At 44.0% G+C, this 26,306-nt stretch carries 26 protein-coding genes, 1 other RNA gene and 2 other annotated features; of the genes, 25 read left to right on the top strand and 2 right to left on the bottom strand.

Annotated elements, in window-relative coordinates; translation table 11 throughout:
• Positions 1-15 precede the first annotated feature (15 nt).
• The 7 genes from M1K46_RS12170 to M1K46_RS12140 all read left to right on the top strand — a co-directional run bounded on the left by M1K46_RS12170 (position 16) and on the right by M1K46_RS12140 (position 7,675).
• Positions 16-2,196 (top strand): RelA/SpoT family protein, encoded by a 2,181-nt coding sequence (locus M1K46_RS12170; protein ID WP_256226182.1) that lies wholly within the window; start codon positions 16-18, stop codon positions 2,194-2,196.
• 23 nt (positions 2,197-2,219) lie between these two features.
• Complete coding sequence (gene dtd, locus M1K46_RS12165) at positions 2,220-2,663, top strand: D-aminoacyl-tRNA deacylase (RefSeq protein WP_053357726.1); 444 nt, start codon at positions 2,220-2,222, stop codon at positions 2,661-2,663.
• Between the two features lie 54 nt (positions 2,664-2,717).
• On the top strand, positions 2,718-2,897 hold the full coding sequence (locus tag M1K46_RS12160; protein WP_309144587.1) for an RNA polymerase subunit sigma-70: 180 nt from the start codon (positions 2,718-2,720) through the stop codon (positions 2,895-2,897).
• A 69-nt stretch (positions 2,898-2,966) separates the two neighbouring features.
• Positions 2,967-3,203: a binding site (T-box leader), on the top strand.
• Positions 3,204-3,286: 83 nt separating this feature from the next.
• A complete protein-coding gene (gene hisS / locus M1K46_RS12155; protein ID WP_256226181.1) occupies positions 3,287-4,555 on the top strand; it encodes a histidine--tRNA ligase in 1,269 nt (422 codons plus the stop codon).
• A gap of 14 nt (positions 4,556-4,569) precedes the next feature.
• The gene (gene aspS, locus M1K46_RS12150; protein WP_256226180.1) at positions 4,570-6,357 is read left to right on the top strand and encodes an aspartate--tRNA ligase; all 1,788 of its coding nucleotides are present in this window, start codon (positions 4,570-4,572) and stop codon (positions 6,355-6,357) included.
• Between the two features lie 89 nt (positions 6,358-6,446).
• Positions 6,447-6,624, top strand: a non-coding RNA gene (ssrS, locus tag M1K46_RS12145) — 6S RNA.
• Between the two features lie 283 nt (positions 6,625-6,907).
• The gene (locus M1K46_RS12140) at positions 6,908-7,675 is read left to right on the top strand and encodes a tRNA threonylcarbamoyladenosine dehydratase (protein ID WP_053357729.1); all 768 of its coding nucleotides are present in this window, start codon (positions 6,908-6,910) and stop codon (positions 7,673-7,675) included.
• A 36-nt stretch (positions 7,676-7,711) separates the two neighbouring features.
• Here the strand turns inward: M1K46_RS12140 and M1K46_RS25640 are convergent, their stop codons facing one another.
• Entirely contained in the window at positions 7,712-8,470 is a 759-nt protein-coding gene (locus tag M1K46_RS25640; protein WP_305585056.1) for an RsfA family transcriptional regulator, read from the bottom strand.
• 116 nt (positions 8,471-8,586) lie between these two features.
• A complete protein-coding gene (locus M1K46_RS12130) occupies positions 8,587-9,921 on the bottom strand; it encodes an AAA family ATPase (protein ID WP_053357732.1) in 1,335 nt (444 codons plus the stop codon).
• Between the two features lie 192 nt (positions 9,922-10,113).
• Here M1K46_RS12130 and M1K46_RS12125 point away from each other — a divergent pair, with 192 nt between their 5' ends.
• From M1K46_RS12125 to greA, 18 genes are all read left to right on the top strand, one after another.
• The gene (locus tag M1K46_RS12125; RefSeq protein ID WP_256226179.1) at positions 10,114-10,821 is read left to right on the top strand and encodes a YczE/YyaS/YitT family protein; all 708 of its coding nucleotides are present in this window, start codon (positions 10,114-10,116) and stop codon (positions 10,819-10,821) included.
• A complete protein-coding gene (gene cymR / locus M1K46_RS12120) occupies positions 10,754-11,173 on the top strand; it encodes a cysteine metabolism transcriptional regulator CymR (protein WP_256226178.1) in 420 nt (139 codons plus the stop codon). The genes M1K46_RS12125 and cymR overlap by 68 nt, the downstream gene beginning before the upstream one ends.
• A 26-nt stretch (positions 11,174-11,199) precedes the next feature.
• Positions 11,200-12,339, top strand: a complete 1,140-nt coding sequence (locus M1K46_RS12115) for a cysteine desulfurase family protein (RefSeq protein ID WP_256226177.1) — start codon at positions 11,200-11,202, stop codon at positions 12,337-12,339.
• 88 nt (positions 12,340-12,427) lie between these two features.
• Positions 12,428-13,552: a tRNA 2-thiouridine(34) synthase MnmA gene (mnmA, locus tag M1K46_RS12110; RefSeq protein ID WP_256226176.1), complete on the top strand. Its 1,125-nt coding sequence runs from the start codon at positions 12,428-12,430 to the stop codon at positions 13,550-13,552.
• Positions 13,553-13,643: 91 nt separating this feature from the next.
• Positions 13,644-14,291 (top strand): tetratricopeptide repeat protein, encoded by a 648-nt coding sequence (locus tag M1K46_RS12105; RefSeq protein WP_053357735.1) that lies wholly within the window; start codon positions 13,644-13,646, stop codon positions 14,289-14,291.
• 57 nt (positions 14,292-14,348) lie between these two features.
• Positions 14,349-16,649, top strand: a complete 2,301-nt coding sequence (gene recD2 / locus M1K46_RS12100; RefSeq protein WP_256226175.1) for an SF1B family DNA helicase RecD2 — start codon at positions 14,349-14,351, stop codon at positions 16,647-16,649.
• A gap of 10 nt (positions 16,650-16,659) precedes the next feature.
• A complete protein-coding gene (locus M1K46_RS12095) occupies positions 16,660-17,169 on the top strand; it encodes a PRC-barrel domain-containing protein (protein WP_309144586.1) in 510 nt (169 codons plus the stop codon).
• 24 nt (positions 17,170-17,193) lie between these two features.
• Positions 17,194-17,391, top strand: a complete 198-nt coding sequence (locus tag M1K46_RS12090) for a hypothetical protein (RefSeq protein WP_053357738.1) — start codon at positions 17,194-17,196, stop codon at positions 17,389-17,391.
• A 35-nt stretch (positions 17,392-17,426) separates the two neighbouring features.
• Positions 17,427-17,591, top strand: a complete 165-nt coding sequence (locus tag M1K46_RS12085; RefSeq protein ID WP_156316357.1) for a hypothetical protein — start codon at positions 17,427-17,429, stop codon at positions 17,589-17,591.
• Positions 17,592-17,663: 72 nt separating this feature from the next.
• Positions 17,664-18,761, top strand: coding sequence for an AI-2E family transporter (locus M1K46_RS12080; protein WP_256226174.1), 1,098 nt, complete (start codon positions 17,664-17,666; stop codon positions 18,759-18,761).
• Between the two features lie 26 nt (positions 18,762-18,787).
• Positions 18,788-19,007 (top strand) — a binding site (T-box leader).
• A 67-nt stretch (positions 19,008-19,074) separates the two neighbouring features.
• A complete protein-coding gene (gene alaS / locus M1K46_RS12075) occupies positions 19,075-21,711 on the top strand; it encodes an alanine--tRNA ligase (protein WP_091004269.1) in 2,637 nt (878 codons plus the stop codon).
• Positions 21,712-21,794: 83 nt separating this feature from the next.
• The gene (locus M1K46_RS12070; RefSeq protein ID WP_053357741.1) at positions 21,795-22,067 is read left to right on the top strand and encodes an IreB family regulatory phosphoprotein; all 273 of its coding nucleotides are present in this window, start codon (positions 21,795-21,797) and stop codon (positions 22,065-22,067) included.
• Positions 22,067-22,495, top strand: a complete 429-nt coding sequence (ruvX, locus tag M1K46_RS12065; RefSeq protein WP_091004271.1) for a Holliday junction resolvase RuvX — start codon at positions 22,067-22,069, stop codon at positions 22,493-22,495. Before M1K46_RS12070 ends, ruvX begins: the two co-directional genes overlap by 1 nt.
• Positions 22,496-22,505: 10 nt before the next feature.
• Positions 22,506-22,805: a DUF1292 domain-containing protein gene (locus tag M1K46_RS12060; protein ID WP_053357743.1), complete on the top strand. Its 300-nt coding sequence runs from the start codon at positions 22,506-22,508 to the stop codon at positions 22,803-22,805.
• A gap of 266 nt (positions 22,806-23,071) precedes the next feature.
• A complete protein-coding gene (gene mltG / locus M1K46_RS12055; protein ID WP_256226173.1) occupies positions 23,072-24,199 on the top strand; it encodes an endolytic transglycosylase MltG in 1,128 nt (375 codons plus the stop codon).
• Between the two features lie 63 nt (positions 24,200-24,262).
• Complete coding sequence (locus M1K46_RS12050; protein ID WP_256226172.1) at positions 24,263-24,919, top strand: O-methyltransferase; 657 nt, start codon at positions 24,263-24,265, stop codon at positions 24,917-24,919.
• A 22-nt stretch (positions 24,920-24,941) separates the two neighbouring features.
• A complete protein-coding gene (gene udk / locus M1K46_RS12045) occupies positions 24,942-25,583 on the top strand; it encodes a uridine kinase (RefSeq protein ID WP_091004282.1) in 642 nt (213 codons plus the stop codon).
• Positions 25,584-25,749: 166 nt separating this feature from the next.
• Positions 25,750-26,226: a transcription elongation factor GreA gene (greA, locus tag M1K46_RS12040; RefSeq protein WP_053357747.1), complete on the top strand. Its 477-nt coding sequence runs from the start codon at positions 25,750-25,752 to the stop codon at positions 26,224-26,226.
• Positions 26,227-26,306: the final 80 nt, after the last annotated feature.

The raw sequence follows: 26,306 nt of genomic DNA, 5'->3' as shown, positions 1-26,306 counted from the left end.
GTTAGGTGATTTTCAATGACCATAGATGAAGTGTTACAAAACGCGGAAAGCTATCTTTCCCATGACGATATACAGCTTTTACGAAAAGCGTATGAATACGCTAAAGAAGCGCATGAAGGCCAGTTTCGAAAATCGGGTGAACCATACATTCAGCATCCGGTTGAAGTAGCTGGTATTTTGGTGGATCTTCAAATGGATCCGGTAACTGTTGCAGCCGGGTTTCTTCATGATGTAGTGGAAGACACGCCGATTACGCTGAAAGATATCAGCGACCGGTTCAATGAAGAAGTGGCCATGCTTGTTGATGGCGTCACGAAGCTGAAGAAGATCAAGTTTAAGTCAAAAGAAGAGCAGCAAGCCGAAAATCACCGTAAAATGTTCGTAGCAATGGCCCAGGATATCCGCTGTATTTTGATTAAACTCGCAGACCGTCTTCATAATATGCGGACACTTAAGCATATGCCAAAAGAAAAACAGATTCAGAAAGCTAATGAAACACTTGAAATATTCGCTCCATTGGCACACAGGCTCGGAATTTCTACCATTAAATGGGAACTAGAGGATGTTTCTTTAAGGTATCTTAATCCACAGCAATACTATCGAATTGTAAATTTAATGAAGCAAAAGCGCGCAGAGCGTGAGCAATACGTCCAGGAAGTAATGGGAGAGATCAGCAGCCGGCTTTCCGAGGTTCAGATCAAGGCGGATATCTCCGGACGTCCGAAGCATATTTACAGCATCTACCGAAAAATGGTGAAGCAGAACAAACAGTTTAATGAAATCTATGATCTGCTTGCAGTGAGGGTTATCGTTCATAACATTAAAGACTGCTATGCCGCGTTAGGCATCATTCATACTGCATGGAAGCCGATGCCGGGACGGTTCAAAGATTATATCGCTATGCCGAAAGCCAATATGTATCAGTCTCTTCATACGACAGTGATCGGCCCTAAAGGAGATCCTCTTGAAGTGCAGATCCGTACAAGCGAGATGCACAGAGTAGCCGAGTACGGGATCGCGGCTCACTGGGCGTATAAAGATGGTTCCAAGAAGGCTCCGGTCAACACGTTTGAAAATAAGTTAACGTGGTTCAGGGAGATCCTTGAGTGGCAGAACGATGTGGCAGATGCCGAAGAATTCATGGAATCTCTAAAAGTGGATTTGTTTTCAGACATGGTGTTCGTGTTCACGCCAAAAGGTGATGTAATCGAACTTCCTGCTGGTTCGGTTCCTCTTGATTTTGCTTATCGCATCCATACAGAGATCGGCAACCGCTGCATCGGTGCCAAAGTGAATGGCAAGATGGTAACCCTTGATTATACGCTGAAGACCGGTGACATTATTGAGATCATGACGAGCAAGCATTCCTACGGGCCGAGCCAGGACTGGCTGAAGATCACGCAAAGCTCTCATGCCAAAAATAAAATCCGCCAGTTCTTCAAGCGGGAACGCCGTGAAGAGAACGTCGCCAAAGGGAAAGAAATAATCGAAAAAGAAGTTACCGGACGGGGCTTCGAACTGAAGGATGTCTTCACACAGGAAAATCTTCAGACGGTTATTAGAAAATATAATTTTGCGAACGAAGAAGATATGTATGCTGCTGTCGGTTATAACGGAATTACCGGTGCACAGATCGCGACACGCCTGACGGACAAACTCCGCCGCAAAAAAGATCAGGAACAGGACAACAAAGAAATCCTTGATGCCATTTCAGAATCGAAGAGCTTGCCATCAACCAAAAAAACTGATTCAGGAATCGTTGTGAAAGGGATAGACAACCTTCTGATCCGTCTTTCCAAATGCTGCAATCCTGTACCTGGGGATGACATCGTCGGTTATATTACTAAAGGGCGCGGAGTTTCGGTACACCGCAAAGACTGTGTTAACGTCAACACAGATGATGCACAGGTTAGGCTACTGCCGGTAGAATGGGAAGGCAGCATCGAAAAACCGAAGAGCTACAATGTGGATATTGAAATCAGCGGCTTTGATCGAAGAGGCCTGCTCAATGAGGTTCTTCATGCTGTAGGCGAAACCAAGACGAACATTACAGCCGTATCAGGCCGTTCAGACCGCAACAAGATGGCGACGATTAGTATGTCCATTTCCATTCACAATGTAAACCACCTGCAAAAAGTGGTGGAACGGATTAAACAGATACCGGACATTTATGCGGTCCGCCGAGTGATGCAATAAAGATACAATTAAAGGAGTGCAACATGCGAATAGTATTGCAGCGCGTCACAGATGCTGCCGTTACGGTAGAGGGAAAAGTGGTCGGCCAGATCGGCCACGGCTTGATGCTCCTTGTCGGAGTGACGCATGAAGATACAGAAAAAGATGCGGCTTTTCTTGCTGAAAAAGCAGTAAATCTCCGCATCTTTGAAGATGATCAGCAAAAAATGAACCTGTCACTCATAGACGTGGGAGGTTCCATATTATCGGTTTCACAGTTTACGCTATATGGTGACTGCAGAAAAGGCCGCCGCCCAAATTTCATGGGTGCTGCCAAACCTGATCATGCTTCTGATTTGTATGATAAATTCAATGATATGCTCCGTGAAAAGGGCATTGAGGTCAAAACTGGAATCTTTGGAGCGATGATGGATGTTGCATTCACCAATAACGGTCCAGTAACGCTCATTCTCGACAGCAGGGAATAAGTCCTGTTAAAACCTTCACCTTTTGGAAAAACTATAGCAAAAGGTGAAAGGAAGATGATGATGCGGCACGGAGAAAAGGGTGAACATGTCAATTCGCATATAAACCAGCTGATGGGGATTGACTTTCATGACTTTATACAGAAAGAGGCGTCTTCGAGCACGATGGAACTCGCTGAGGAATTTGGCGTCCCTCTACGCAGTGTGATCAGCCTTCGCAAAAAAATGAAACGCTGACTGCAACTTTTTTTGCAAAAGGGATTGACATAGCTCTTTTTGATGAGTAAGATAAATAACAATTCAATGAAATCACCAGTGACGGAGAAAAGTAGGTAAACTCCACATGCCAAGAGAGGAAATGCCAGAGGCTGCAAGCATTTCTGCATGATGATTTAGTGAAAGACACTCCCGAGGTTTCAATTCGAACGGAAAATGGACAATGCCCAGTAGAGTTGGACGCATGCAGGCGTTACGTGCAATTATGAGCGGAAGCATGAGCTTCAACCAGGGTGGCACCGCGGGTATATAACTCCCGTCCCTATTATTATTCAGATAATAATAGGGACGGGAGTTTTTTATTTTTCACGAAAGATTATTGGTTAACCAGGATGCAAGGAGGATGAAGGATGGGTTATCAAATCCCGAGAGGAACCCAGGATATTTTACCGGGTACAGTTGAAAAATGGCAGTTTGTTGAAGAGAAAGCACGAGAAATCTGCAGCAGATACAATTACAAGGAGATCAGAACACCGATTTTTGAACATACAGAACTGTTTTTAAGAAGTGTCGGAGATACAACTGACATCGTTCAAAAGGAAATGTACACGTTCACGGACCGCGGTGATAGGAGCCTGACACTGCGTCCGGAAGGAACGGCAAGCACAGTCAGGGCTTATGTCGAGAACAAATTATTTGGCCTGGCTCAGCAGCCTACTAAATTATATTACATCGGCCCAATGTTCCGTTATGAAAGGCCACAGGCTGGAAGATACCGTCAGTTTGTACAGTTTGGCATTGAAGCCATGGGCAGTGATGACCCATCCATCGATGCGGAAGTCATGGCACTGGCGATAGATGTCTACAAGGAACTTGGATTAAAAAGTCTTCGTCTCGTCTTAAATACTTTAGGAGACAAAGAAAGCCGAAAAGCGCATAGAGAAGCGCTTGTGGCGCACTTTGAACCGCGGATCGGAGAGTTCTGCCATGACTGCCAGAACCGTCTTCAAACCAATCCGCTCAGAATCTTGGATTGTAAAAAGGACCGGGATCATGAACTGATGAAAACAGCTCCATCGATTCATGATTATTTGAACGAAGAGTCACGGGAATATTTCGAAACAGTCAAGTCGACATTGACCGCAATGGGAATCGAATATGTGATCGATCCTAAACTCGTACGGGGCTTGGATTACTACAACCATACCGCTTTTGAAATCATTAGCGATGCGGAAGGCTTTGGAGCTATCACAACGTTAAGCGGAGGCGGCAGATACAACGGCCTTGCAGAAGAAGTTGGCGGCCCAGCCACACCAGGGATTGGATTTGCAATGAGCCTTGAACGATTATTGCTCGCTTTAGATGCAGAGGGTGTTAAGCTGCCGATCGAAGATTCTCTTGACTGTTACCTCATTACCATGGGCGATCAGGCGAAAGAGAAAGCACCGTCTCTTCTCTATCGATTCCGTAAAGCCGGATTAAAAGCAGATAAAGATTATCTGGATAAAAAGATGAAAGCTCAGTTCAAAGCTGCAGACAGGACAAATGCCAAATTTGTTGCGGTCCTTGGCGATGATGAACTTGCGAATGGCGTCATCTCTGTTAAGGATATGGAGTCTGGTGAACAAACGGAAGTCGCACTCGACCAAGTCACAGAATATATACTGAAGCAAATTTGAGGAGGAATAACATCATGTCGGAAAGAACGCATCAATGCGGAACATTAACTGAGAAGCATGTCGGAGAAGAAGTAAAGCTTACCGGCTGGGTACAGAAGCGAAGAGATCTTGGAGGATTGATATTCATCGACCTTCGCGACCGTTCAGGACAGGTTCAGGTTGTTTTTAACCCCGAAGTATCCAGTGAAGCATTAGATATTGCTGAAAAAGTGAGAAGTGAATTTGTTCTCTCTGTTAAAGGAACTGTAATTGCACGTGAGGAAGGTACTATTAATGAAAATGTACCGACCGGCCGAATTGAGATTCAAGGTAAAGAACTTGAAATCATCAACAGTTCAAAAACACCTCCTTTTTCCATTTCGGATGATAATGAAATTAACGAAGATGTCCGTTTAAAATATCGTTATCTGGATTTGAGAAGGCCGGTCATGCAGGAGACGATGAAACTGCGTTACCGTGTGACAAAAATGATTCGTGATTTTCTTGATCAGCAGGAGTTTATGGAAATTGAAACACCAATGCTGACAAAAAGTACTCCAGAAGGAGCCAGAGACTATTTGGTGCCAAGCCGGGTGCACCCAGGACAATTCTATGCCCTGCCGCAGTCTCCTCAGCTCTTTAAGCAGCTCTTGATGGTATCTGGATTTGAACGCTATTTCCAAGTCGTCCGCTGCTTCCGTGATGAAGACTTACGGGCGGACCGCCAGCCTGAGTTTACACAGATCGATATCGAGACTTCATTCCTTGGTCAAGAAGGCTTGATGAGCATGATGGAAGACCTTATGGTTCAAATGGCAAGTGAAGTCCGCGGATTCTCCGTACAGACTCCTCTGCCTCGCCTTATTTATGCAGAAGCAATGGAGCGCTACGGATCTGACAAACCGGATACACGTTTTGGGATGGAACTGATTAACGTTTCTGAAATTGTAAAAGAATCAGGATTTAAGGTATTTGCTTCTACCGTTTTGGATGGTGGAGAAGTCAAAGCCATCAACGTAAAAGGGCAAGCGGGCAATTACTCTCGAAAAGACATTGATCTGCTTACTGAATTCGTGAAACGGTATGGCGCAAAAGGATTGGCATGGCTCAAGTTTGAAGAGAATGAATTAAAAGGGCCGATCGCGAAATTCTTTACTGATGAAGAAAAACAAGGTCTTCTTGCTGCTTTAGAAGGTGAAGAGGGAGATTTATTCCTATTCGTCGCTGACAGCAAAAAAGTAGTTGCCGATGCTCTTGGAGCACTTCGCCTAAAGCTGGGTAAAGACCTTGATCTTATCGACGAAAGTGTGTTGAACTTCCTTTGGGTCGTTGATTTCCCGCTTGTTGAATATGATGAAGATGCAAACCGTTACGTTGCTCTTCACCATCCGTTCACGATGCCGAAAGAAGAAGATCTTGATCAGCTTGAGAGCAATCCCGGAGCTGTTCGTGCAAAAGCGTACGACCTTGTATTAAATGGGTATGAACTTGGCGGAGGATCTCAGCGTATTTATCAGCGTGATCTTCAGGAAAAAATGTTCAAGACGCTCGGATTTACTGAAGAGGCAGCAAAGGAAGAGTTCGGTTTCTTAATGGATGCTTTTGAATATGGTACGCCACCGCATGGCGGTATTGCTTTAGGCCTAGACAGACTCGTGATGATTCTTGCCGGCAGAAACAACTTGAGAGATACGATCGCATTCCCGAAAACAGCCAGCGCAAGCTGTCTGTTAACGAATGCTCCATCACATGTTAGTGAAAAACAGCTCAATGAACTTCACCTCGCCGTAAAAGTGGAAAAAGAGAACGGACAAAAGGCATAGGTAAGAAGTTTGAACTGTTAGAAAATTTAAATAACACGCTCCGATTCGCTTGTTTTCAATAAAACGATGTGGTATGATTTATACCAATAAGAGTCCTGATGTGTTCGTTAATACCGAATGTTTTGAGCCAACACTTTTTATTCGGGAGTCAGTGTTTCTGCAAGGCGTGCATGCCTCCGCGAAGAGGACGCATAAATTGCGGAACAGGGCACCCACCTGCGAGAGCAGGTTCAAAACTTAGGAACTGACGGCACAGTTGGGACTCTCATCCAACACTTAATCTAATACAAGAATATAGAGGAAACCCGGACGGTTTGTCCGGGTTTTTGTTGTTTTTTGCTGCAGGATTTGAGTAAAGGTTGTACATGACAGGGAAATAGTATATTCTTTTTAGGAAGTAAGCTAAGAAGGTACTATGAAGTAATGTCTAGCTTCAGCGCCTAGGGATGAAAATGAATTTCAGTTTTCAGTGTTGCTGAGTAAGAGTTCCAGCACTTGTCGGACCTTAGCAAGTCGCTTGCGCTTTTCTAGACTTGAAAGGAGAAGGTTCATGTTACATCAGTTTTCAAGAAATGAGCTCGCCATTGGCGAAGATGGATTAGCCGCTTTAAAAGGAAGCACTGTCGGAATTCTTGGTATTGGAGGAGTCGGTTCTTTTTCAGCTGAAGCGCTTGCTCGAGCTGGAATCGGCAAACTTATCCTTGTGGATAAGGATGTTGTGGATATCACGAATGTCAACCGGCAGATCCATGCTTTATTGTCCACGGTAGGCCAGTCCAAAGTAGAACTTATGAAACAGCGCATTGCGGATATTAATCCCGAATGCGAAGTGATAGCATTACAAATGTTTTATACAGAAGAGACGTATGAACAGTTTTTTGCGTACGGCCTTGATTTTGTTGTGGATGCATCGGATACGATCACCTATAAAGTGCATCTTGCAAAGGAGTGCCTGACAAGAAAGATTCCGATCATTGCCAGCATGGGAGTGGCGAACAAGCTGGATCCGACTAGACTTCGCATTGCGGATATTTCAAAAACGTCGTATGATCCGATTGCCAGGGTAATGAGGCAGCGTCTTCGGAAGGAAGGCATCCATAAAGGAGTAACAGTAGTTTTCTCCGATGAAAAACCCGTTCAGATCAGAGAAGACATCCGGGAGAAAATTGTTCCTGAAAATGCTCCAGGAATCAGAAAAGCTAAAATGCCGCCGTCCTCCAATTCTTTTGTTCCATCCGTTTCGGGACTGTTTATGGCAGGCCACGTGGTAAACAAACTGCTTGAAATTCATAACATTACCATTAATAGAATGAATTGATTCATGCAAAAAAGAGCCGCTGAAATCAGCGGCTCTTTATTTTGCAAGTTTTTCGAGGTTTCCATTTTTGTCCATTCTGAAACTTTGGTTTTCTGCGGCATCATCCTGCAGCAGCACCATTCTTCTTGCACGGTCCATAATCTGCAGCAGTGCCTGGTAATCTTCTTTCATGGCCACAAAGTCTTTTTCCACCTTGTTCAGCTGCTCAGTAAGCTTCTGGTTTTGATGGAAAAGTTCTTCATTTTGCCGTTTTAGTGAGGCATTCTCGCCTTCTATTCGCCCATTTGCGAGACCGTTTCTATTGATTTCCGATAAGTAATCAATCACGTCATTAAGGCATATATTCTCTGTCTGATAGGTCTGGTAGGATGCCTGAGCAGGCTGAATGCTTGGAACAGGCACTGCTGCTGTATAGGCAGGTTCAGCCAGCTCCTGCTGAGGGGCAGTAGAGGTGAACGGTGTTCTGAAAAATTCTTCAGGATGGTATACTTCATCATCTGCTGGTACCGCCTGTTTAACCGGAGCTTTTACTGGTTTGCTTTGCTGCTGGCCTTTAGCGATCGCCCGCTGCCTTTCTTTTCGCTGTTTTTTGGCAATCTTCAATGCTTGTTCGTATTTCTTCCTTACGATCGCATTCCACCGGAAGCCTACAGCTGCGCTCGTGCGCTCCAGTTTATCGCCGACTTCCTCAAAGGCATGGAGCTGCGTACTGCCTTCGCGCACATGACGCAATACAGTTTCCGCAAGAAGCAGATCATCTTCTTCAGACCAGGCATCCTGTCTTACTTTTATCATATATATCCTCTCCTTGATTCATAATGTACGAGTTTATGTTCTCATTTTGAGCAAAAGGAGAGGATTCTATACGTGCTCAGCAAAAATTGATAGTTTTTTATTAGCAGAGTGCTAGATTACGTTTCACTTCGTTTTCTTTCGTTAAAGTAATCAAGCCTTTTCTGTATGCTTTTTTCAAAACCTCTGCCAGTCGGCTCGTAAAAGGTTTTGTTCTTCAAGTGGTCAGGCAAGTATTGCTGAACGACATACCCATCCTGGAAGTTATGAGGATATTGATAATCTTTGCCATGCTCCAGCTGGCTAGCCCCTTTATAATGCGCATCACGTAAATGGATGGGAACCTGTCCGCTTTTTTCTTTCTTCACAGCCTGAAGTGCATTATCGATGCCCATGATAACTGCATTGCTCTTTGGAGCGGTAGCGAGATAAACTACCGCTTCGGCCAGAGGAATCCGAGCTTCAGGCATTCCGACGAAATCCACCGCGTAAGCTGCAGCTTGCGCAACGAGAAGGGCGTTCGGATCAGCGAGGCCGATGTCCTCAGCTGCGTGGACATAAATCCTCCGGGCGATGAACCTTGGATCTTCACCGGCATAGATCATCTTAGCCAGCCAATATAGGGCGGCATCTGGATCAGAGCCTCTAATGCTTTTTATAAAAGCAGAGATCGTATCATAATGGTTGTCCCCTTTTTTGTCGTACTGCAGCACCCGCTGCTGAATGCTTTCTTCTGCAATTTCCAGGTTTATGCGAATCTGGCCGGAAGCGTCTGGTTTTGTCGTCAGAACAGCGAGCTCCAAAGCGTTCAATGCAGTCCTGGCATCTCCGTTGGCTACAGACACGAGGTGGCTGAGTGCATCATCATCCATTGTAATATTGTATTTTCCGTAGCCTCTCTCTTTATCTTCAAGTGTATGAAGGATTACAGAGCGTGTGTGTTCATCTGTTAAATGTTCAAAACGGAACAAGCGTGATCGAGAAAGCAAGGCAGGGTTAATTTCAAACATTGGACTTTCCGTAGTTGCACCGATTAAAATTACCGTTCCATCTTCAACGAAAGGCAGGAGGGCGTCCTGCTGGCTTTTATTGAAGCGGTGTATTTCATCTATAAAAAGAACCGTTTTCTTTTCATCCATCAACAGCCGTTCTTTCGCTTCACTCGTCACCCTTTTGATGTCAGCAACTCCGGAAGTGACGGCGTTTAATTGCTCAAAGTAGGCAGACGTAGAATTAGCGATGATTTTCGCAAGCGTCGTTTTTCCTGTTCCGGGCGGCCCAAAAAAAATCATCGGTGTGAGCTGATCCGCTTCGATAGCTCTCCTTAAAAGCTTTCCTTCACCTACAATATGGGATTGGCCGATAAATTCTTTTATTGACCGGGGCCTCATTCGGCTTGCGAGCGGTCCCATCGCTTTTTTTTCATGAGATTGGTGATCACTGAACAAATCCATTTGAATCCTCCTAATAAGAAAAGCGCAAGCGCCCTGATAAGGCTCTGCAAGCGCTGAAGCTAGACATTCCTGCATCTCATTCTTTTGTAATCAAAAGGTACTATACCGTTCATTTGAATGCAAGAATAAGCTGTTTCATGCTATAATAGTTTGGGTTTATATGCAAAAACAGGCACAGGGAAGGAAATACTAATGAAAATAGTAAACCGCATCGCAAGGCCCTTCTTTGACAAATGGCTTGTATTTTTTATTGGTCTGCTGATCATGTCATTTGGAATCTCTCTCATGATTAAAGCCAATTTAGGCAGTGCCCCGTGGGATGTTTTACATATCGGTTTGTATTATCAGTTTGGTTTATCAATCGGTACTTGGTCAATTATTATTGGATTTCTTATCATTGGTGCGACCTCATGGCTTACTAAAAAATGGCCGCAGGCCGGAGCCTTTCTGAACATGCTGTTTGTAGGGATATTTATAGATGGTTACTTGATGCTGCCGTTTTTTAAAACACCTGATTCAACTGCGGCGGCAATTATTATGTTAGCAGCCGGGCTAATCATTAACGGTTTTGGAATCGGGCTATACATTGCAAGTGACTGCGGCGCCGGTCCGCGGGACAGCTTAATGCTGGCATTGACAGAGAAAACCGGCAAAAAGGTTGCCCACATCAGGCTGTTCATGGAACTTTTTGTTCTGGCAGGAGGGTGGCTGCTAAAGGGACCCGTTTCCCTCGGTACCATCCTGTTTTGTGTATCCATTGGCAGCATTGTGGGATATACCTTGTCTTTTTGTAAAAAAATCGTTAACTATTGGATAGAACGGAGCGTGTATGATGAAGATCTCAACAAAAGGACGATATGGCTTGACCATCATGATGGCCTTGGCAAAAAAGTTCGGTGAAGGGCCTGTCGCTTTAAAATTGATTGCGAAAGAACACAGTTTGTCTGAGCACTACCTGGAGCAGCTGATCTCTCCGCTAAGGAATGCAGGGCTTGTAAAAAGCATCAGGGGTGCCTATGGAGGCTATGTTCTTGCTCAAGACGCGAAAACCATCACTGCCGGGGACATCATTCGGGTTCTCGAGGGGCCGATCAGCCCTGTAGAGGTTATGGATGACGAAGAGCCGGCAAAGCGTGATCTTTGGATAAAGATCCGTGATGCAGTAAAAGATGTACTCGATAACACAACATTGGATGATCTTGCGAACTATCAAGGCGAAGGAGAACAAGACTCCTACATGTTTTACATTTAATGAATGAAAAGAAAGCGGGTGATCCTATGGATCGCATCTATGTAGACCATGCGGCAACGTCCCCGATTCATCCGGACGTTGTGCAGGAAATGCTGCCTTATTTTACAGAACACTTCGGAAATCCTTCCAGCATTCATCAATTTGGCAGAAAAACACGCCAGCTGCTCGATGAAGCGAGAATTACAGCAGCAAAAAGCATCGGCGCCCATCCCAACCAGATCATGTTTACGAGCGGGGGAACGGAAGCGGATAATGCCGCAATTTTTGGCACAGTTTATGCCAATAGCGAACATGGCAAGCACATCATCACCACGCAGATCGAGCATCATGCCGTACTTCATGCTTGCGAGGAGCTTGAACGTCAAGGGTTTGAGGTAACATACCTGCCTGTGGATGAAACAGGGAGAATTTCAATTCAAGCTCTAAAAAAAGCGTTGAGAGAAGATACGATTCTTGTCACAGTCATGTATGGAAACAATGAGGTAGGAACAATCCAGGATATACAGGCGATCGGGGAGATTTTAAAAGATCACCAAGCCTATTTCCATACAGATGCCGTGCAGGCATACGGAGTTCTCTCACTAAACGTTCAAGAATTGCAGGTCGATCTGCTGAGTGTATCCGGCCACAAGATTAACGGACCAAAGGGAACGGGATATCTTTATATTGGTGATGGGGTCTCCATTGCACCATCCTTTTTTGGCGGAGAACAAGAGCGGAAACGCCGGGCAGGAACAGAAAATGTTGCTGGAATTGCGGGTTTCGCGAAGGCCATTTCCATAATGGCTGAAGAAGGTCCTCAAAAAGCAGAAACATATGAAGGTTTTAAAAAGACCATGTTGTCCATATTTAAGGAAGAAGGCATTGAACACATGGTAAATGGTTCTGCTGAACATGGGCTGCCTCATATCTTAAATGTCAGCTTTCCGGGTGTGAAAACAGAAGTGCTGCTCGTAAACCTTGATCTGGCAGGAATTGCGGCTTCTAGCGGATCAGCCTGCACAGCAGGATCGATTGAGCCTTCCCATGTACTCACGGCAATGTTCGGAAAGACAGATCGAACAAAGAATGCGATCCGATTCAGTTTTGGATTGCATAATACAGAGGAACAAATCGAGAAAACGGCACGTGAGACAGCAAAAATAGTGAAACGTCTGCAAAAATAAGGTAAACTCTAAAATATGCATTTTTTCAAAAAAGCATAAGACATGCTCTCAATACGAGCCATTGAAAATGAAAGGGGGGTGAAAGAGAATGTCAGCACGACAATCAAAATCACCTGCAGAAACACGCGTCGTCATTGGGATGTCGGGCGGTGTGGATTCTTCTGTTGCAGCACTCTTGCTTAAACAGCAAGGCTTTGACGTCATCGGGATTTTTATGAAAAACTGGGATGATACAGATGAATTCGGTGTCTGTACGGCAACAGAGGATTACAATGATGTAATCGCGGTTGCGAATCAGATTGGAATTCCTTATTACGCCGTTAATTTTGAAAAAGAATATTGGGACAAGGTTTTTACCTATTTCCTTGAAGAATATAAAGCGGGAAGAACTCCGAACCCGGATGTTATCTGCAATAAAGAAATTAAGTTTAAGGCATTTCTTGATCATGCCATGAACCTAGGAGCTGATTTCGTTGCAACAGGCCACTATGCCCGTGTTGTGGAAGAAGAAGGAGAAGCAAAGATGCTTCGAGGTGTTGATGAGAACAAAGATCAGACCTACTTCCTGAATCAGCTGTCACAGGAGCAGATTGAGAAAACGATGTTCCCGATCGGCGAATTGAACAAGCCGGAGATTCGCAAAATTGCTGCTGAAGCCGGGCTGGCCACAGCGAAGAAAAAGGATTCCACAGGCATCTGTTTTATTGGAGAACGGGATTTTAAAGAGTTCCTCAGCAATTATCTTCCAGCAAAACCAGGTGAGATGCGTACGCTCAATGGAGATGTAAAAGGTAAGCATGACGGGTTGATGTATTATACCATCGGACAGCGCCATGGCCTTGGCATCGGAGGAAGCGGAGATCCGTGGTTTGTTGTTGGCAAAGACTTGAAGGAGAACGTTCTTTTCGTGGAACAGGGCTTTGATCATGAAGCGCTCTACAGTGAAAGTCTGGTTGCAGTTAAACCAAGCTGGGTAAGTCCGCAGCCAAAAGAAAAAACATTTCATTGTACAGCAAAATTCAGATACCGTCAGCCTGATAAAGGTGTTACCGTCACTCAACTGGATAATGGGACCCTTGAGGTGGTATTTGATGAACCACAGCGTGCGATTACGCCGGGCCAGGCCGTTGTCTTCTATGACGGAGATGTCTGCCTTGGCGGTGCTACCATTGATGAGGTTATCAAAAACGGAGAACCTATTTCTTATTTATAAGCCGACCAGTCCTTTGTATATGAAGGACTGGTTTTTTTTATTAAGGTGCTCCATTCTTTGTTATACTTTAATCAGAACAGATTTCAGGAGGATGGCAGTGGAACAGGATTATTTTAAAAAGGGTAAATTAGAGGAAACGGCAAAAGCACTTGAACAGCAGATTGAAAAAGAACCGGGCAACCCGGTACCTTATATTAACTATGGGAATTTGTTATCGGCTGTCCACGAGCACGAGAAAGCCCTCGTTTTTTTCGAAAAAGCTCTTGAGCTTGATTCGGAAGCAGGAGCTGCTCTTTATAGTACGGGCATCGCATTCTATCAGCTTGAAAGGTTTCAAGAAGCAAGAGAATTCTTTCTCAAGGCGATGGAAAAAGGGGTGAATGAGGGCGACGTTCATTTTATGCTCGGTATGTGCTTTGTCCAAAAAGGGGAACAAATCAGGGCTCTGCCGCATTTTCTGCGTGCATCAGAAATGAACGAAAACGACACAGAGTCTCTTTTTCAATATGGGCTCTGTCTCGCTCAGCTCGAGCAGGTAAAACAGGCAAAAAACGTTTTTTTAACGGTAACTGAAAAAGATCCGGGTCATGCAGATGCATTTTATAACCTTGGTGTGGCCTGTGTTTACTTCGATGAACTGGACGCTGCCAATCATGCTTTCAGCAAGGCGCTCAGTATACAGCCCGATCATTATCTCGCTGCAAACGGAAAAAAGAACGTGGAAAATAAGATGCAATAATGGCTGTGGAGAAAAAAGCTGTGCAGTCTGAATTATTTTAAAGTCAGGAGACCAAAGATGGATAAACAGTCTTCTTTCGATTTATTCGATGAACAAGCAAAATATTTAAAAGGCACGCTGCTTACCACCATTTTCTTTAATCAGGAAAACTTGTACACTGTCGCACGCATCCGCGTGCATGAGACGAATGAATCGTACGATGAGAAGGAGGCAATAATCACAGGTACTCTTCCTCCGCTGTATCAGGATGAACGCTATATTTTCTTTGGCCATTTCAAAGAACATCCGAAATACGGAAAACAATATCATGTGACACAGTTCCGCAAAGATATGCCGCAGACCAAAGAAGGAATGGTTCAATATCTTTCTGGTGACCTCTTCCATGGAATCGGCAAGAAAACAGCCGAAGCAATCGTCAATCATCTGGGGGAAAACGCCATTTCTGCGATATTGGAAAATCCGGATGTGTTGAATGGCATCCCACAGCTGAATGAAGAAAAAGCAAAGAATTTGTATGACGTTCTTATTGAGCACCAAGGGCTTGAGCAGGTCATGGTGACGCTGAATCCATTTGGTATCGGTCCCCAGCTCTCCATGAAAATTTATCAAACGTATAAGGAAGAAGCTCTTCATATCATTCAAAATAATCCATACCAGCTCATCTATGACATTGAAGGAATTGGTTTTCAGCGTGCCGACGAGCTTGGTAAAGGGATTGGGCTTTCATACAACCATCCGGAACGGATCAGAGCAGGCTGTTTATATATCCTTCAGGATAGGGGAACGGACGCCGGCCACGTTTATCTTCCTTCTGAACTTGTGATGGAAGAAGTGAAAAAACTGCTCACCAATGGAGAAGCTCCGATCAACGATTCAGATATTTTCCGTGAGATTGAGGCCCTAAGAGAGGATCAAAAAATCGTCATGGAGGATGACAGGCTCTATCTGCCCTCACTGTATTTTTCTGAAAAAGGGCTTGCAGAATCGGTAACAGGCATTGCCAGCCAGGAGGAGTATAAGGAAGCTTTTCCTCATTCCGAATTCCTAAAAGCACTGGGTGAACTGGAAGAAAGACTGGGAATCGAGTATGCGCCATCACAAAAGCAGGCGATCGAGACGGCTGTTTATTCACCGGTCATGGTGCTTACAGGCGGTCCAGGTACGGGTAAGACTACCGTTATTAAAGGGATTGTCGAAGTATATGCAGAACTGCACGGTGTTTCATTGGACCCTTCATCCTATAAGAAGGATGAACCGTTCCCTGTGCTGCTTGTTGCTCCAACCGGCAGGGCCGCAAAACGGATGTCAGAATCCACGGGTATTCCAGCATTTACGATCCATCGTCTGTTAGGGTGGAAAGGCGGAGCGGGCTTTGAACATAGTGATGAGAACCCGCTGGAAGGAAAACTCCTTATAGTAGATGAGATGTCAATGGTTGACATTTGGCTTGCACATGCCCTGTTTAAAGCAGTTCCAGGCAATATTCAAATCATTATTGTCGGGGACGAAGATCAGCTGCCTTCTGTTGGTCCTGGCCAAGTGCTGCGGGATCTGATTGCATCGAAAGTGATTCCCACGGTTGAACTAAAAGACATTTACAGGCAGGCAGAAGGCTCTTCCATCATTGAATTGGCTCATAACATGAAGAACGGCGTACTTCCGAATGATCTGAGAAAAAGAAAAGCGGACCGAAGCTTCTTTTCTTGCCAGCCGCAGCAAGTTCTGGAAGTGGTGAAACAGGTGTGCCAAAACGCGAGGCAAAAAGGGTATACGCCCAGGGATATTCAAGTCCTGGCTCCCATGTACAAGGGCAATGCAGGTATCGATATTCTGAATCAGACGCTGCAGGAACTCTTTAATCCTTCAGGGCCGCAAAAACGCGAGTTGAATATTCAGCAGGTGGCTTTCAGGGTTGGGGATAAGGTTCTGCAGCTCGTTAATCAGCCGGAAGACAACGTGTACAACGGCGATATGGGAGAGATCGTATCCATTATTTATGCAAAAGAAACAACGGATAAGGAAGATCAGCTCGTGGTTGCGTTTGATGATGTGGAAGTCGTGTATACACGATCAGATTTTCATCATATAACACATGCTTACTGCTGTTCGATCCATAAGTCTCAGGGAAGTGAATTTCCGATCGTGATCATGCCAGTGGTGAAAAGTTATTTCCGTATGCTGCGAAGAAACTTGATCTATACCGGGATTACAAGAAGCCGAGAATTTTTAATTCTGTGCGGAGAAGAATCCGCCTTTGAACTTGCTGTTCAGCGTAATGATGAATCTGCCAGGTATTCGAGACTGAAGGAGCGGCTGACTCAGTTTAACATGGAAAACGTTTCAAGCATGAACCCTTAGAAGTCGTGGAATGATAAGAATGTTCGGAAGGGTGGGGGTTACTTTGCGGACATTTTCTTTTTTAAAAGGACGAAGAGCAATGCATGCCGATAGCCAAAAAATCATCGGACGAGTAGAAGATGTGGTGGCAGATTCTAAAGGAAACGTGCTTGGTTTCATAATTTGTGAAAAAAGTCTTTCCTTTTCCTTTCGAAAGAAGTATGTGCCTTACACTTCTGTGTCGATGGCTGGCCAGGATTCTGTATTGCTGTGCAGCTGCAGGCCGTACAAGATACCCTTCCAAGCTAAGGGGACTTTTACGATGGCAAAACATCCTCGCTGTATTTTAAAGCAGGCTCTCCTTTCAAAAGACGGAGAAACGAATGCCGTAGTAGAGGATGTATATTTTTCTGATGATTGGGGCAGGATTGTAGCAATTGAAGTGACAAAAGGTTTGTTTTCCGATTGGACGGATGGAAGATCTCTCATCTATTCCCACGAGCCGTTAACCATTGGGAAGCAGTCGCTTTTTGTACGATAAGTGCTATAAAGGAGGGCCCTCAATTTGAAATGCCCGAACTGCAGCTGCAAGGATATAGGCAAGATCGGTGTCAATCAGTATTATTGCTGGAATTGTTTTATCGAACTGTCCATTGTAAATGGCATGCTGTCCCTTCACCAAGTGGAAGAAGACGGCAGTCTGACTTCGCTTGATGATCTTTTTGAAGATCAAGATTTATCCTTTAATGCCGATGCACAATAACGTTAAGTGATCTTAATGAATGGGTGGGTGACAACATGAATAACATTTTAAAACCATTACTTGCCCTAGGCATCTGGGCAGCTTTCAAAGGAATGAAATCATCCAGAAAAAACGGGATGAATTTTATGAGGATGGACGACCTGTTATCTTCTAAAAGAGTAAGAAAAATGCGTAAGAGACTGGCAAAAGCCATTTATTAAAGAAATGAAAGTCCATGCTAAAAAAAGCATGGACTTTTTTTCATGAAATGAGAGGTTGGGGCAACAATATAAATGGAGGTGATTACTATACATCGAGAAAAGTATATGAAGTGGATCATCCGCCTGTCTCTGTTGGTACTTTTGTTTCTATGCGGCTGGCTGCTGCTTAAACTTGCCCCTTTCTGGACACCTGTGCTGACAACGGTCAAAGCGGTGTTTATCCCTTTTTTTATTGCGGTGTTCATCACCTACTTGCTTCATCCCCTCGTAGAAAAACTGCATCATTGGGGCGTTCCGCGGACGCTGGCGATTCTGTTTATCTACGTTTTGTTTTTTGGCGGTATCGGCTACGGAGTATACAAAGGCATCCCATACATGGTGCTTCAGATACGGGAACTCGTCTCAAATATACCTGCCATATCAAAAACGTACCGTAACTGGCTGCTGGAAGTGGACCACCATACCTCCCGGCTGCCTCGTTCCATCCATCTCCGCATTGAAGATTATATCCAATCAGCTGAACAATACTTGGAAAAAAGTGCGGCCAATGTGATCGGATCCATAAAAAAAATTGTCGATTATTTTTTTGTCTTGATTATCATTCCGTTCCTTGTCTTTTATTTTTTAAAGGATATTGATGCAATTAAACGAGCATGCTGGTATATAACCCCGAAAAAATGGCGGAAAGAAGGCATTCACTTATTGAAAGATATTGACCGGTCTCTTGGCGGCTATATACGCGGGCAGCTGTTTGTCGGGAGTCTTCTCGGTGCAGCTGCTGTGCTCGCTCTCTGGCTGGCAGGCATGCCTTATCCGATTATTCTTGGGATTATTATTGCCATAACCGATGTTATCCCTTATTTTGGACCAATTCTTGGTGCTGTTCCGGTTATATTCATCGCATTCACGATCTCTGTAAAAATGGTGCTGATTGTTGCAGGAATTATGCTTGTGCTTCAATTTATAGAAGGAAATATTTTAGGGCCTCTAATCGTTGGCAAAAGCCTTCATATCCATCCAGCTCTGATTATCCTCGCCCTCCTTGCAGGCGGAGAAATTGGTGGAATTCTTGGCTTGATCCTAGCTGTTCCTGTGTTTTCTATACTTAAAGTGATCGTTGTTCACATCCGTGATCACAGACTTACGGCAAAGATTGACAAAATGCCCTAGAAGGAATTATACTTACTGCAAGATAAAGCAAAACGATGATGGAGATAAGTACGTTTCTACCCTTTTATAGAGAGGAAACCCACGGCTGAAAGGTTTCTAAAAGTAAGAGGAACGGAAAGCTACTCCCGAGTGCAGTTAATACCTGCCGGTTAAACCCCGTTAACGTTTATTTAAGGTGATGATCCCCATTTAAAGCGGGTTCATAACCAGGGTGGTACCGCGTGAATAACAACTCTCGTCCCTGATGCAGATCAGGAACGGGAGTTTTTTTTTATTTGCCTGTCGTTTTTACACCAGAAAGGAGATAGGAAAGATGAAAACTTTAACGTCTGCTCAAGTAAGACAAATGTTTCTGGATTTTTTCCAGGAGAAGGGCCACAGTGTCGAGCCAAGTGCATCACTCGTCCCCCACGAAGATCCGTCTTTGCTATGGATTAATAGTGGAGTAGCAACGCTGAAAAAATACTTTGACGGCAGGGTTATCCCTGAAAATCCAAGAATCGTGAATGCGCAGAAATCAATCCGTACAAATGATATTGAAAATGTAGGAATCACAGCAAGACACCACACATTCTTTGAGATGCTTGGGAACTTTTCTATTGGGGACTATTTTAAAGAAGAAGCCATCATTTGGGCTTGGGAGTTTCTAACAGATCCAAAATGGATTGGTTTTGATCCTGAAATGCTTTCTGTAACCATTCATCCGGAAGATGATGAAGCATTCGATATCTGGAACAAGACAGTAGGGGTGCCTGCAGAACGAATCATCCGTCTGGAAGGAAACTTCTGGGATATCGGAGAAGGGCCGAGTGGGCCAAACACAGAGATCTTCTATGACCGAGGAGAAAAGTACGGTAATGACCCAGAAGATCCGGAACTTTACCCGGGTGGAGAAAATGACCGTTATCTTGAAGTATGGAACCTTGTTTTTTCTGAGTTCAACCATAATCCTGATGGAACGTATACTCCACTTCCAAAGAAGAATATTGATACAGGAATGGGCCTTGAGCGCATGGTTTCCGTCATCCAGAACGTTCCGACCAACTATGACACAGATCTCTTCATCCCTGTGATTCGGCTGACTGAACAGCTTTCAGGCAGCAAGTATGGAGTAAGCAAGGAAACGGATACGGCGTTTAAGGTAATTGCTGACCATATTCGAACGGTCGCTTTTGCGGTTTCAGATAATGCTCTGCCTTCAAATGAAGGACGCGGTTATATTCTTCGCCGCCTGATCAGAAGAGCGACACGCTTCGCTAAACAGATAGGCTTAGATCGTCCGTTCATGTTTGAACTTGTACCGACTGTTGCTGACATAATGGTTGATTTTTATCCTGAAGTGAAAGAGAAAGTTCCTTTTATTCAGCGCGTCATCAAGAACGAAGAGGAACGTTTCCATGAAACCATCAATGAAGGATTGGCGATTCTTGAGGATGTCATCCAAAAAGAAAAAGCATCAGGCAGCAGCACGATTGCAGGAAAAGATGCGTTTAAACTTTATGATACTTTCGGTTTTCCTTTTGAACTGACCGAAGAGTACGCTGCTGAACACAATATGGAAGTCGACCGTGCCGGATTTGAAAAAGAGATGGAAGCACAGCGTGAACGTGCTCGTTCTGCGCGCCAGGATGTAGATTCCATGCAAGTGCAGGGAGGCGTACTCAGCGATATCAAAACCAACAGTGAATTTGTCGGTTATGATGAAGAAAGAAGTACTTCAAAAGTGCTGGAGACTCTTCAAAACGGTGAGCGGGTAGACCTGCTAGGCGAAGGAGAAGAGGGGCAGGTCATCTTGGATCTCACTCCGTTTTACGCTGAAAGCGGCGGTCAGGTAGCCGATCAGGGAACTATTATTGGAGAAGGTGTAGAACTGTACGTGAAGGATGTACAGAAGGCGCCGAACGGTCAGAACCTTCATACTGTAACGGTAGTGAAAGGAAGCTTGCGCAAAGGGATTGAAGTCGTGGCACAAGTAGATGCTGAAAAGCGTGCTGCCATTGTAAAAAATCATACGGCTACCCACCTTCTGCATCAGGCGCTGAAAGATGTTCTGGGAACCCATGTTAATCAGGCTGGTTCTCTCGTCGCCCCAGGAAGACTTAGATTTGACTTCTCTCACTTCGGAAGTATTTCTCCTGAGGAACTGGAGCGCATCGAGGAAATCGTCAATCAGAAAATCTGGAAGACGATTGCAGTGGATAAGATGCTGAAACCAATCGATGAAGCAAAATCTATGGGTGCAATGGCTTTATTCGGTGAAAAGTACGGAAAAGTGGTCCGTGTCGTTCAGATTGGGGATTACAGCCTTGAGCTTTGCGGTGGATGCCACGTTCATAATACATCTGAGATCGGATTGTTTAAGATCCTTTCTGAGACAGGAATCGGTGCTGGAACAAGAAGGATTGAAGCTGTAACAGGACAAGAAGCATACCAGGCGATGAAGGAACAGGTTCAGGTTCTTCGTGACGCTGCTGCTATACTGAAAACCAATACAAAAGAAGTGCCGCACCGCATCGAAACACTTCAAAGCCAAGTTCGCGAACTTCTGCGTGAGAAGGAAGCTTTGTCTTCTAAATTAGGCAACTTGGAAGCAGGAAGCTTAATCAACGAAAAAGTAGAGGTCAATGGTGTTTCTCTGATTGTTAAAAAAGTAAATGCTGCAGATATGAATGGCCTGCGGTCCATTGTTGATGATTTAAAAAATAAACTTTCGAGCGGAATTGTAGTACTCGGAGCAGTAAATAATGATAAAGTAAACATTGTAGCCGGAGTTACAAAAGATTTGATTTCAAAAGGCTACCATGCCGGCAATCTTGTAAAAGAAGTAGCTTCACGCTGCGGCGGAGGCGGCGGAGGCCGTCCTGACATGGCCCAAGCTGGAGGAAAAGATCCCGAAAAATTGGAATCTGCATTGGAATCGGTGGTTGAAGCAGTTAAATCTGTTTGCTAATCACAGCATTAAGGGTACAATGACTGTATAAAGGTAAAATACATTCAGTCAAAAGGGAGAAGTTAGAGAAAGAGGTGTTGGCCGTGAGTTCTATGGATAAAACAATGAAGTTTAATTTTCATGACGATTCAATGGATCCAAATGTACAAAAAGTGCTATTCTCCGTTTATGAAGCACTGCAGGAAAAAGGCTATAACCCGATTAATCAAATTGTCGGGTATCTGTTATCAGGAGACCCAGCCTATATTCCGCGCCATAAGGATGCCAGAACGATGATTCGTAAAATTGAACGGGATGAACTTATTGAAGAACTGGTTAAATCCTATCTTGATACGAAGGAAAAGGATTCTCTCTAATGACCAGAATTCTAGGACTTGATGTGGGTTCCCACACGGTTGGAGTGGCCGTCAGCGATGCCATGGGCTGGACTGCTCAGGGAATTGAGACGGTCAGGAGAAAACCGCATCAGCCCGACGAAGTCTTTGAACGTATTGGCGAGTGGGTCAAACAGTACGAAGTTGAAGAAATTGTAGTAGGCTTACCCAAAAACATGAACGGATCCATTGGTCCGAGCGGTGAAGCATGCCAGGAATTTGCCCGAGAGGCTGAAAAGCGGTTTGAACTTCCCGTCGTGTTATGGGACGAGCGGTTAACGACGATGGCTGCAGAAAAAATGCTGATTTCAGCAGATGTCAGCCGCAAGAAGAGGAAACAAGTGATTGATAAGATGGCAGCGGTTTTGATTCTGCAAGGTTATTTAGACAGCCGCCAATTAAAAAATTGAGGTGATTCAAATGGCAAATGAAGAAAAAGAGCACATTATCATTCCAGGAGAAGATGGAGAAGAGAACCTGTTTGAAGTACTAATGACGATTGACGGAAGCACCACTCCGACAGGCCATTCTTACATTCTGCTCGTACCAGCTGGTGACGATCAAGAAGATGAGGAGAGCGAAGAGCAGGAAGTTTTTCCTTTCCGTTTTGTAGACAAGGGTGAAGGGGAAGACGATATCGAGCTTTTCCCTCTTGAAACAGATGAAGAATGGCAAATGATCGAAGAAACACTAAACGCTTTTCAAGATGAAGAAGAATAATCGATTGGCAGCTAAAGTCTAACTTTAGCTGCTTTTTTTTATGACATTGGAGCATACTAAAGGTCTTATCACTTCAAATCCCTTTATCTGGGAGTTGTGTCTGGCTGCAGCGCTAGTATCCGCAGGGCATAAGTCCGGCATCGATTAATGATGAACTTATTCTATATCGTACTTTAACAGAGACGCTTGCGCTTTTCTTAATTATGGAAGCTAGACATGATTTTTACTTATCAGTATAATTAAGCAGATGAAGGGAGAGAAAAAGGGTGTTAATATTAAATACGGTTTCGGGAGGCCCTCTTGATTCCGGCGGGAAAAACCGAAAAAGAAATACAGCAGTCGTTCTATTTCTGATCTTTGTGATCATTGCCACAGCTGCTGTATATGGATATACATACATAAAAGATGCGCTTGGACCTGTAAACAAACATAACGATAAAAAGATTACGGTAGATATACCGATTGGTTCTTCAGTTTCCACTATCGGAAAAATTTTAGAAGACAAAGGGCTGATCACCAGCAGCATGGTCTTTCAGGTGTATGCCAAATCTAAAGAGTCTGGAAATTTGCAGGCTGGCGTCTATGACCTTAAGCCTTCAATGAATGTCGATCAGCTGATCGCCGCTTTAAAGAACGGTAAAGTATTTCGCCATCCTGAAACCTCCTTCACCATACCTGAAGGTTTTATCATTCCGCAAGTAGCCGAAGTAGTGGCGAAAAACACCGGCCAAAGCAAAGAACAAGTAATGAAGATTATGAACAACAGAACATTTGTGAAAGAGCTGCAGGCACAGTTTCCTATTATTGATAATAAAGTTTATGACAAAAAGGTCTATTATCCTCTTGAAGGGTATTTGTTCCCTGCAAAATATGAGTTTGATGAGAAAAAACCTGATGTAAAAGCGGTTATAAAGAAAATGGTGGAAAAAACGCAAAGGGTCATGGATAAATACCAGGCTGAAATTAATAAAAGTAAGAAAAAGCCTTATGAAGTTCTGACTTTAGCATCAATGATTGAAGAGGAAGCTCAAAGGCCAGAAGATCGGCCTAAAATATCAGGTGTTTTTTACAACCGGTTAAAAAAGAAAATGACGCTTGATTCCGACCCAACCGTTAAATATGCACGTAAAAACTTTAAAGTACAAGTTCTCTACAAAGAACTAAAGTATGACTCACCTTATAATACGTATAAATATCCAGGGCTGCCCATTGGCCCGGTGGCATCTCCAGGAGAAGAATCGATTAAAGCTGCACTGAAGCCAGAACCGTCGGGATATTACTTTTTCTATGCCCGCCCAAACGGTCAAGTGATTTATACAAAAACATACAAGGAACATACAAAGGTCGTTCAAAAATACCGGGATGAATGGCAGGCGCACGCAAGGAAAAGCTAAAAAGAAAACATAACATTATGCTTTTATGATATAATGTTCCGGGTTAAGTAAGGAGGCATCGCCTTGATCACAAAAGAAGTACAGGACTATATCGAAGAATTAATACCTGATCGAGATCCGAGAATAGTGGAAATTGAGGAGTATGCAAAAGAGCATAGTGTTCCGATCATGGAGCTCGTCGGCATTGAAGCCTTGCTTCAGCACCTCCGAATTATCCAGCCGAAAAAAATCTTGGAGGTAGGGACAGCCATAGGGTATTCCTCGATTCGTATGGCAGAAGCTGTACCGGATGCTTCGATCGTTACCATTGAGAAAGATCCGGAACGATACGAGCTGGCTGTGGCCAATATTAAGGAATTAGGATTTACGGACAGAATAACTGTATTGCTGGGTGACGCCAATGAATTAGCAGCAGAGGCAGAAAAACATGCACCCTTCGATGTTGTATTTATAGATGCCGCAAAAGGACAATACCAGCGTTTTTTTGAGAACTATGGAAGGCAACTTCGGCCGAAAGGCATCATGATCTCAGATAATATTCTGTTTAAAGGCTATGTTGCCGATGACAGCGAGGTTGGAACGAGACGGCTGGCATCCTTAGTCAGAAAGATTCGTTCTTACAATGAGTTTCTCATGAACCACGAAGAGTATACAACTGCCATTCTGCCTGTCGGCGACGGTTTAGCCATCAGCATGAAAAAGGATAAAGAGCAGCGTTAGAGAGATTGGAAGGAGAAAGAACATGGTACAAAAACCGATTGTCATAGGGGTAGCCGGGGGTTCAGGCTCTGGAAAAACTACAGTTGCCAAGGAAATCTACCGCCAGTTTGCCGATCAGTCGATTCTGATTATAGAGCAGGATTCATATTACAGAGATCAATCCGACAAAACGATGGACGAGCGTCTCAAAACAAATTATGATCATCCTCTGGCTTTTGACAATGAATTGCTTATTCGTCAAATAAACGAACTTTTGGAATATAAATCCATAGAAAAGCCGGTTTATGACTATACAGCACATACAAGAAGTGATAAAATTATCCCAGTCGAACCGAAAGATGTAATCATTCTTGAAGGTATTTTAATTTTGGAAGATGAGCGTCTAAGGGACCTAATGGATATCAAACTATTTGTCGACACGGATGCCGATGTCCGGATTATCCGGCGTATGGTCAGGGACACTCGTGACAGAGGACGTACGCTCGAATCAGTGATCGATCAGTATACATCAGTAGTCCGTCCGATGCATAACCAGTTCATTGAACCTACAAAACGGTATGCGGATATCATTATCCCGGAAGGCGGACAAAACCGGGTAGCAATCGATTTGATGGTCACCAAAATTCAAACTATCCTTGAAGAAAAAGCAATCCTAAAAAAATGAGGCTGAGTCCTCATTTTTTCCGCATGGTTCGGTTTATTGCCACCAATAAATTTGGCAAGCGCTTTATTTTTTAGTAAGGTGTAAGAAATCCGATATACATATCAGATCTGTTTGACGACATATATAGTTATCAAGGGTACTGATTAATTGAAGGAGTGAATTCAGAATGTCAGAAGAGAAAAAACATTATATGACGCTTGAAGGCAAGCAAAAATTAGAGAACGAATTAGAACATTTAAAGACTGAAAAAAGAAAAGAAGTAGTAGAACGTATAAAAATCGCTCGCAGCTTCGGTGATCTTTCCGAAAACTCGGAGTATGATGCTGCAAAAGACGAACAGGCTTTTGTTGAAGCCAGAATCGTTCAATTGGAGAAAATGGTACGCGATGCCGTGATCATTGAAGAAAATAAAGCGGCAGGAGACAGCGTATCCATCGGAAAATCTGTAAAGTTTCTTGAGCTTCCAGATGGTGACGAAGAAACTTACATGATTGTCGGAAGCGCGGAAGCCGATCCGTTTGAAGGGAAAATCTCAAATGATTCTCCGATGGCAAAAAGCCTTTTAGGCAAGAAAGTCGGAGAGCAGGTTTCAGTACAAACTCCAGGCGGAGAAATAAGTGTACGAATTTTAGAAGTAAAATAAGGAAAACAGCGTCTTAGATGACGCTGTTTTTTGTTTTAGGCAGGCAGCAAGTTTATTTAGAGCCGGGAGAGACCACAATG

This window comes from Fictibacillus sp. WQ 8-8, from assembly GCF_024494405.1.
In the GTDB taxonomy this organism is placed as follows: domain Bacteria; phylum Bacillota; class Bacilli; order Bacillales; family Fictibacillaceae; genus Fictibacillus_C; species Fictibacillus_C marinisediminis.
Note: the sequence above shows the minus strand (reverse complement) of the source record. Positions and strands in the feature narration are given on the sequence as shown.